Origin of the sequence: Alkalibacillus haloalkaliphilus C5, assembly GCF_000269905.1 — a bacterium.
GTDB classification, from domain to species: Bacteria; Bacillota; Bacilli; order Bacillales; family Alkalibacillaceae; genus Alkalibacillus; species Alkalibacillus haloalkaliphilus_A.
The window spans coordinates 20,798-28,042 of sequence record NZ_AKIF01000016.1 but is presented as its reverse complement, the minus strand read 5'-3'; the positions used below and the strand labels follow the sequence as shown (position 1 = coordinate 28,042).

The window sequence follows — 7,245 nt, the reverse complement described above, 5'->3', positions numbered from 1 at the left end:
CTCGTTTAAACCGCATTGTTAAGCAAAATCTCGTATTCTCGATCTCTGTTATCCTATTATTAATCGTCGCGAACTTCTCTCAAAACTTGACGTTGCCTTATGGCGTGATTGCTCACGAAGGCAGTACGATTTTAGTAATATTAAATGGGTTAAGAATGTTGAAAGAATAGGTGAAGCGGATGTCAATTGAGTTTGACATCCGTTTTTTGTGACAAGGGTGTTGTCCGACAGTAATGCCCTTTCATCTGACACTTATTAGAAAAGGCTGGCACGACGCCAGCCTTCAAATTCAATTATTTGTTCGCAACGATTGGTTGGTCTTTGAAGTCAGGGTCAATCGGATTAGATGAGCTTAAGAAGCTATTGGTCTGGACCATCGTACCTGTATTAAATGCTCCAGCACCTGCGTTTGTTTTCATTGAAGATTTTGGTGAAATGTAAAATGCATCACCAAAGTTTACTGTACCTCCACCATCTACGCTATTAATTTTTAACGGTCCTACAATGGATGGCAAATCAATCACCTACTTATTATAAATTCCCACACTTATTCTTCATCTGTATCGAGAAGATGACGTATATGTTTGACGCGACTGACGGCATCTCCGTGCTTTATTGAGCCAATGTGAATAGTAGAGCTTGCGGTTGCGCCAATGACATTGATGTGGCCAACTTTAATATCACCTTTGTTGTTACGCGTGATGTTTGGCTGATAGTCCGCTAGGTGTTCTGGCAGTGGGTCAGTGAAAAAGTCATAATTCATAAACGTGTGTCGTCTTTGTACTTCTCTAGTAAAATATGCACCTTCTTGTTGGATCGCAAGGGCGATTGAAAGGGGGGTTAAGTATTTCGTATCCCCGATTCTTAATGATGATGAAAAATGTAAACTGTTCGTGTTAATGGTCTTAACAATACTGTTTCTCATCTTTTATCAACCTGATGAGAAAGGGACGACACTTTCGATGAAGTACGATTCTGGAGGCGTATCAAAAGTTGATGTGAACTGTAAATGATCTGCATCTCCGACTATGAAAAGAGATGAAGATGAGATTCCCGTTACTTCTATATTACCAACACTCAATTCTTCATTCACAAAATTAACGTTCATCAGGCTGCTCCTTTATTTTTAACATGTGGTCTTTGATCCCACTTAAAATTTCTTTTTTAATATGATTCGTTACATATGAATAACTGTCTGAGCCGACTGTCATTCGATCGTTAGGGCTCATCGTATTTAAATATTCTTTAACACGCTTTGGAATTTGTTTATGAACATCTTGTAATAATAAGTTTTTCCACTCATCGGTTAACTCGACACGATGTTCACTTGCTATTGTGTCGATCTTTTTAGGAAGTTCTTCACGCATGAATGGTTCTAATTCTTTCAGTGCGTTTTGTTCCATTTCGGTTAAGCCTTGTTGTTTCGGTAGATCGAGTTGTTCAAAAGGAAGGTCACGGTGTGGCGTTAAACCGATGTTTAATGTTCCTTCTAATGTTTCGATTTTTAATTGTTCAAAATGGTATTCAATTGTATCGACAGTTGCCTGTTTTTCCTCAGTTTGTTCTTCTTCATTTAACTGTTGGAGCAAGGATATGATTTGTGCCATCTGTTCCATTTGGTAATCCACTTTCTGTTCAAGACGGTTTAATCTTTCGATGATGTAAGGATGGACGTGCATATCGCTCACTCCTTCTCGGTTTGTTCAGGAATTGGTAGTTTCGGAATTCTTACGAGTGGTTGGTCAAGCGGTTCTGCAGGTTCAGCTGGTTCATCATACTCGCCTGTATTATAAGAATTAGACACGGATTGGATAGAACCTGAGCTTCCGACTTGTAAAACAGAGGAGTTTGTAATCGCATCAACTTTTAGGAAGTTAATATGAATTTGTTGATGGACTGTTAACTTCATAGTTTGCCACCTTCAAACAAAAAGCCTGGATCAATATAAACGTTCGAAACGCCAAGTTCGATTTCAATGTTTTGCCCGGTATTAAATGAACCGCCACCTGCAAATGTTTTCGCACTACTCATCGGTTGCATCATATACGAATCACCGATTTGGAAAGTACTTGAAGACTCAATTGCTACAACGTTTACCGCTCCTACAAATGCAGGCATATAACCAATCTCCTTTCATATTAATATATGTATCTCATAGTTATTTGTCACCGTTAAATTTAGATTTAGTTTTGTCAATAACTAGAAATGAATTATAATAGAGAGAAGAGGTGAGAGAATGGAAGGGAATCAAAATCGAATTCAATCAATAGATGCTATTCGTGGTTTTGCTTTATTAGGAATTTTAGTTGTGAATGTGCTTGCGTTTCATTCGCCTCATTTTATGTACGGTGGAATCGATTCGTTTTATCAGACGGCAACGGATTCAGTTTTGTTAACGTTTATTGGCGTCTTGTTTCAAGCTAGTTTTTATCCGTTGTTTGCCTTATTATTTGGTGTCGGCATTTACATAATGTATGAGCGCCTAACAGAAAAAGTGAACGACCAAGCAAAGTCGGTGTTAAGAAGACGAATGTTCGTATTAGCGGCAATCGGCTTAGCTCACGGAATTTTGATTTGGTATGGCGATATTTTGCTTACGTATAGTATTGTAGGACTTTTAACTATTTGGTTAATTCAAAAGCCTGTTCATTCATTGTTGAAATGGGCAGCATGGATGCTCGGTTCGGTTACAGTGTTCATGACGCTCATGAATTACGCAGTGCGTGACTTTCTAGCCGATTATCGTGATGAAGAAGCGATCGCCCAGTCTTTCGCATTATATACAGGTACATATGCTGATATTTTTGAACGCAACATTGCTGATTGGTTAGTTATGTTTAATCCATTACAAGTTATTTTAATGATTTTAACTATATTACCTATGTTTTTAGTTGGTGTTGTTTTAGTTAAATTAGGATGGGTAACTAACCCAAAACAACACATCAACGCTATAAAAAAATGGATTATGTTCACACTTGTCGTTTTCATTGTGTTTAAAGCAGGTCCTTATTTAATGGGTGACCCTGATTGGTTAGATTATGCTAAACAAGGCATTGGTGGGTCTTTCTCAAGTTTATTTTATTTCTTAATCTTACTAGTCATCTTTAGTTATGGTCGTGGCATGGTCATTCAATCAATTCTTGCACCTGTTGGTAAGTTGTCATTAACGAACTATTTATTACAGTCATTGATTGCGTTTGTTTTCTTTTATGGTGTTGGATTTAATTTCTACGGTCAACTCAATATAATAGATTTAATGGTTTATGTTGTAATTGTATATAGTGTGCAAGTCGTATTTAGCATTTGGTACTTAAAAGTTTTTCAGTACGGCCCTTTCGAATGGGTGTATCGTACGTTGACGTATGGAAAGGTGCAGCGGCTAAGAAGGAGGTCGTAACGTGAAAAAAAGTTGGATTGAATCAGAATCTAAAAAATGGGTGGAAGAAGGGATTATCGACGAAAGTCAAAAAGAAGCAATTGCTAGTCGATATGAACGACAGTCCACACCAATGCTATTTTTCTTTTTAGCGGCTGTTTTAATTGGTCTTGCTTGTCTGTCATTAATTGCAGCAAATTGGACTTCGATCCATCATTTATGGCGAGTTGTTTTAATCATTGGTGCTATGCTTTCGTTTTATTTCGTTGGAGCTCGTGCCTTTATGCATAACCGCCAAGGAATTGGTGTTTTTGCTTTTGTAGTCGCTCTGTCTATATTTGGTGCTGGTATATTCCTCTTAGGGGACATGTATCACTTTAGTATGAATAGTGCATTTGCGTTTTTAGTATGGGGGCTTGCTGTATTACTTATATACTTAAGTCAGCCACAAGTGTTTATTTGGATTTTTGGATTAGTAGTCGTTTTTATCGGCCAGTTCGTTTCGACGATGCAGTTGCATGATTTTGATTGGTTACTTATGGCATTGTTTGTCGTTGGTTATGGAACGGTCGGTTATTTTATAAAACAACAAAACTTAATGTGGTTGTTTACTAGTTTGTTATCCATTTTGTTATTGGCATTTTCAATTCAAGAGTTAACGTATTATTGGTATACAATCTTTGCGCTTATTTTATATTTATTTAGTTATATCATTAAAACAGGTGTTGTAAGTAAGCCGCTACAAGGCGTTTCGATTTTAAGTATGTTTATTATAGTAGTTTATCAAGCGTTATTTTTTAACTGGGGTTGGCAGCCTGTTGTCAATGATATAGTTTATTATTTATTTCTCATTCCGTTTTTAAGTTTGGCGGTGTTATTAGCGGTATTAAATCGTGAACGTTTCGGTGCTATTCAAATAGTGTTGTTTTTACCGGTATTTGTATGGCCAGAATTTTCGACGTTACTAGCTGCTCTTGTGTTGTTCGCGTTTTCGATTGGGAAAATGATTGAAGGTGATCAGCTTGAAGATAGTCGTAAAGAAAAACTTGGCATCATCGCTTTTTTAATTAGTGTTAGCATTGTTTATGTAGAAGTTGCTTGGTTAGTATTAGACCGCACGTTATTCTTCTTAATTGGTGGTATTATTTTATTTATCGTTGGACTGTTGTTGAACCGTTATCAACAGAATCAAATGAAAGGAAGTGATGATCATGATTCGACGTAGAGTGTTCTTAATTGCGGTTGCTCTTCAAATCGTCGTGCTATTATTCATGGTCACTTCCAGTTATGCATTAGATCGATTTGGTAAAGTGATTACGATTCAGACAGAAGCTTATGATACAGAGGATGTTTTTTATGGTGATTATGTTCACTTAAGTTATTTAGCTGAAACCGTACGTTCTGAAAATTGGTTTGCGACAGACGATGTGAGATCCAATCAGCAAATATATGTCTTATTCACTCCCGATGAACAAGGGTCTATCATCTTAAGGCAGCATCTGATCGTGAAATGAGTGCAGAAAGTGATGATGTTGTCATTGTGGCGCGTTATCGTTATCAAGATGATGAGCAAGTACATCATATTGATTTAGGACTTGACCGATATCATCCACATTATGAACAGCAAGGTGAAATTGAGTCTTCACAAGAGCGAATGTTAGTATCCATCGCCTTATCGCCTTGGGGGCAAAAGAAGATCGTTGAAGTTGAAAATATTCAAGTCGAACCATAAACGTTAATGAAATGATGGTGTTACGTGATGTTTTCAGTTACAATATGAAGCGGAGATATTGTAATGAGATTGAGGTGCCCGCATGAAAGATCTATCGTTTGAAGAGTTAACATCACGTTTCTTTGTTTTTTTTATAGGTGTATTTATATTAATTATGTTAAATGCCAATGGTCATGTGTTTCACGTCCTTTATGTAGGGCGAGTTACGGAATTCCTTGTCGTAGTTCTCCTATTAGGTGGTACGATCTACATGTCGATGTTCATCGGCAAGTTGACCGAGGGTTTAGGAAAGTTTAAGTTTCCGTTTCAATTAATCGTTAGTTTAGCAATCTTATCTTATATTTTCTATTTATGGGTTGTATAAAAGGAGAGAACAAAATGACTTCAAATCGCTTATTAATTTATGAAATTGTATTATCATTTGTAACGTTATTATTTATCATTTTAGGATGGTTTGCAGACCAAATCTTTATTACAATTGCACTGCTCACTGGTAGTGCTATGCTTGGTTTAATGGCAGCTAGACGATTTGTTGAAGGGAAAAAATTGTTCGGTGCTATTATAGTATTAATTGCTATTTTTGTTTTCTTAAGTGGCGTTGTAGAATTTGTAGTATAACTGGGGAAGATCATCTGGTTGACTTTGAACATAACCCCAGTTAGTGGACTTAACATAAAAGTCCCTTAGCTGGGGTTTGTTATGTGCATAAACACGCACCTTTTTAATAAGAAATTTCACAGGCTTATCAAAAAAAATTTAGAGTCTAAAAATAAAACCCGAACAAATTCAGTTGTGAATTCGTTCGGGTTTTGTTCATGTTTACAACACTTCTTTAATCTTGTCGATCGCCCATTGTAAGTCTTCTTTTTCAATTATTAATGGTGGTGCGAAGCGGATCACATTCTCATGTGTTTCCTTACATAGTAATCCTCTTTCTTTAAGTTGTTCACAATATTTACGAGCAGGTACATTTAATTCAACGCCGATAAACAACCCTTTACCGCGAACTTCCTTAATAGTAGGATTATCAATGAAACGAAGCTCATCAAGCATATGTTGACCTAGTTCTAATGAACGTTCAGCTAGTTTTTCTTCTTCTAATACTTCTAATGAAGCTAATGATACAGCACTCGCAACAGGGTTACCACCGAATGTTGACCCGTGAGAACCTGGGTTGAAAACACCTAAAATATCTTCGTTTGCAACAACACATGAAATAGGGAACACCCCGCCTCCAAGTGCTTTACCTAAAATTAATACATCTGGTTCAACATTCTCCCAATCACAAGCAAACATTTTACCTGTACGAGCTAGACCAGCCTGAATTTCGTCAGCCATATATAATACGTTATTTTCCTTACACACGTCATACGCTTCTTTTAAGAACCCTTCAGGTGGCATAACGATACCAGCTTCACCTTGGATCGGCTCAAAAATGAATGCGGCCGTGTTTTCAGTGATCGCATCGCGTAAAGCGTCAACATCACCGTAAGGGACAATTTTGATTCCTGGTAGTAACGGTCCAAAACCACGTTGATATTCAGCCTCAGATGATAATGATACCGCTGACATTGTACGGCCATGAAAGTTTCCTGTACAAGCGATAATTTCAGCTTTGTCTTCAGTAACACCTTTTACGTCATATGCCCAACGGCGAGCTGCTTTAATAGCCGTTTCAACAGCTTCAGCCCCTGTATTCATGGGTAGCGCCATTTCTTTGTTCGTCATCTTACAAATCTTTTCATACCATGGACCTAATTGATCATTGTGGAATGCACGGGATGTTAATGTTACGCGGTCAGCTTGTTCTTTAAGTGCATTAATGATTTTAGGATGGCGGTGCCCTTGGTTAACCGCAGAATATGCACTTAACATATCCATATAACGATTGCCTTCAGGGTCTTCAACCCAAACACCTTCAGCTTTTGATACAACAATTGGCAATGGCTTATAGTTGTTTGCGCCAAAATGTTCTGTTTGATTAATAATTTGTTCGGTATTACGAGTCATAAAATCCCTCCTGAGAAAGTTAGTGCCCGCTTATGTAACGGTTAGGGGCTTTTTGTTAAAATAACCGAATAACCTTAGTGGTTAAAATTTCTAACACTATTAGTTATTATAACTGTTTGTATGGATT

At 37.3% G+C, this 7,245-nt stretch carries 13 protein-coding genes; 6 read left to right on the top strand and 7 right to left on the bottom strand.

Going from position 1 to position 7,245, the window contains the following annotated elements; translation table 11 throughout:
* Nucleotides 1–293 precede the first annotated feature (293 nt).
* Genes A194_RS0103280 through A194_RS0103255 form a run of 6 tightly spaced genes read right to left on the bottom strand, consistent with a single transcriptional unit; the run spans nt 294 to nt 2,118 of the window.
* Nucleotides 294–524 carry a spore germination protein gene (locus A194_RS0103280; RefSeq protein ID WP_423734737.1) on the bottom strand — a complete coding sequence of 77 codons (231 nt, stop codon included), beginning with the start codon at nt 522–524 and terminating at the stop codon, nt 294–296.
* Nucleotides 525–547: 23 nt separating this feature from the next.
* Nucleotides 548–925 carry a spore germination protein GerPE gene (locus A194_RS0103275; RefSeq protein WP_017185464.1) on the bottom strand — a complete coding sequence of 126 codons (378 nt, stop codon included), beginning with the start codon at nt 923–925 and terminating at the stop codon, nt 548–550.
* A 6-nt stretch (nt 926–931) separates the two neighbouring features.
* On the bottom strand, nt 932–1,108 hold the full coding sequence (locus A194_RS0103270; protein WP_017185463.1) for a hypothetical protein: 177 nt from the start codon (nt 1,106–1,108) through the stop codon (nt 932–934).
* Nucleotides 1,098–1,679 (bottom strand): spore germination protein GerPC, encoded by a 582-nt coding sequence (gerPC, locus tag A194_RS19245; protein ID WP_017185462.1) that lies wholly within the window; start codon nt 1,677–1,679, stop codon nt 1,098–1,100. The genes A194_RS0103270 and gerPC overlap by 11 nt, the downstream gene beginning before the upstream one ends.
* Nucleotides 1,680–1,684: 5 nt before the next feature.
* Nucleotides 1,685–1,909 carry a spore germination protein GerPB gene (locus A194_RS0103260; RefSeq protein ID WP_017185461.1) on the bottom strand — a complete coding sequence of 75 codons (225 nt, stop codon included), beginning with the start codon at nt 1,907–1,909 and terminating at the stop codon, nt 1,685–1,687.
* Nucleotides 1,906–2,118 carry a spore germination protein gene (locus tag A194_RS0103255; protein WP_017185460.1) on the bottom strand — a complete coding sequence of 71 codons (213 nt, stop codon included), beginning with the start codon at nt 2,116–2,118 and terminating at the stop codon, nt 1,906–1,908. Before A194_RS0103255 ends, A194_RS0103260 begins: the two co-directional genes overlap by 4 nt.
* Before the next feature lie 118 nt (nt 2,119–2,236).
* Between A194_RS0103255 and A194_RS0103250 the strand changes: the two genes are divergently transcribed.
* The 6 genes from A194_RS0103250 (at nt 2,237) to A194_RS0103225 (ending at nt 5,726) form a co-directional block, all read left to right on the top strand.
* The gene (locus A194_RS0103250) at nt 2,237–3,397 is read left to right on the top strand and encodes a DUF418 domain-containing protein (RefSeq protein ID WP_017185459.1); all 1,161 of its coding nucleotides are present in this window, start codon (nt 2,237–2,239) and stop codon (nt 3,395–3,397) included.
* Between the two features lies 1 nt (nt 3,398).
* A complete protein-coding gene (locus A194_RS0103245) occupies nt 3,399–4,601 on the top strand; it encodes a DUF2157 domain-containing protein (protein WP_017185458.1) in 1,203 nt (400 codons plus the stop codon).
* Nucleotides 4,588–4,890 (top strand): GDYXXLXY domain-containing protein, encoded by a 303-nt coding sequence (locus A194_RS0103240; protein ID WP_017185457.1) that lies wholly within the window; start codon nt 4,588–4,590, stop codon nt 4,888–4,890. Before A194_RS0103245 ends, A194_RS0103240 begins: the two co-directional genes overlap by 14 nt.
* Complete coding sequence (locus A194_RS0103235; protein ID WP_017185456.1) at nt 4,887–5,108, top strand: hypothetical protein; 222 nt, start codon at nt 4,887–4,889, stop codon at nt 5,106–5,108. Before A194_RS0103240 ends, A194_RS0103235 begins: the two co-directional genes overlap by 4 nt.
* Before the next feature lie 82 nt (nt 5,109–5,190).
* A complete protein-coding gene (locus A194_RS0103230) occupies nt 5,191–5,472 on the top strand; it encodes a hypothetical protein (RefSeq protein ID WP_017185455.1) in 282 nt (93 codons plus the stop codon).
* Nucleotides 5,473–5,486: 14 nt separating this feature from the next.
* Nucleotides 5,487–5,726 (top strand): hypothetical protein, encoded by a 240-nt coding sequence (locus A194_RS0103225; protein ID WP_017185454.1) that lies wholly within the window; start codon nt 5,487–5,489, stop codon nt 5,724–5,726.
* 201 nt (nt 5,727–5,927) lie between these two features.
* Here the strand turns inward: A194_RS0103225 and A194_RS0103220 are convergent, their stop codons facing one another.
* Nucleotides 5,928–7,118: an ornithine--oxo-acid transaminase gene (locus tag A194_RS0103220; RefSeq protein WP_017185453.1), complete on the bottom strand. Its 1,191-nt coding sequence runs from the start codon at nt 7,116–7,118 to the stop codon at nt 5,928–5,930.
* Nucleotides 7,119–7,245: the final 127 nt, after the last annotated feature.

Coding starts and splice junctions, on each gene's coding strand:
- A194_RS0103275 (WP_017185464.1), bottom strand. CDS start 925: ATGAGAAACAGTATTGTTAAGACCATTAACACGAACAGTTTACATTTT.
- A194_RS0103270 (WP_017185463.1), bottom strand. CDS start 1,108: ATGAACGTTAATTTTGTGAATGAAGAATTGAGTGTTGGTAATATAGAA.
- gerPC (WP_017185462.1), bottom strand. CDS start 1,679: ATGCACGTCCATCCTTACATCATCGAAAGATTAAACCGTCTTGAACAG.
- A194_RS0103260 (WP_017185461.1), bottom strand. CDS start 1,909: ATGAAGTTAACAGTCCATCAACAAATTCATATTAACTTCCTAAAAGTT.
- A194_RS0103255 (WP_017185460.1), bottom strand. CDS start 2,118: ATGCCTGCATTTGTAGGAGCGGTAAACGTTGTAGCAATTGAGTCTTCA.
- A194_RS0103250 (WP_017185459.1), top strand. CDS start 2,237: ATGGAAGGGAATCAAAATCGAATTCAATCAATAGATGCTATTCGTGGT.
- A194_RS0103240 (WP_017185457.1), top strand. CDS start 4,588: ATGATTCGACGTAGAGTGTTCTTAATTGCGGTTGCTCTTCAAATCGTC.
- A194_RS0103235 (WP_017185456.1), top strand. CDS start 4,887: ATGAGTGCAGAAAGTGATGATGTTGTCATTGTGGCGCGTTATCGTTAT.
- A194_RS0103230 (WP_017185455.1), top strand. CDS start 5,191: ATGAAAGATCTATCGTTTGAAGAGTTAACATCACGTTTCTTTGTTTTT.
- A194_RS0103225 (WP_017185454.1), top strand. CDS start 5,487: ATGACTTCAAATCGCTTATTAATTTATGAAATTGTATTATCATTTGTA.
- A194_RS0103220 (WP_017185453.1), bottom strand. CDS start 7,118: ATGACTCGTAATACCGAACAAATTATTAATCAAACAGAACATTTTGGC.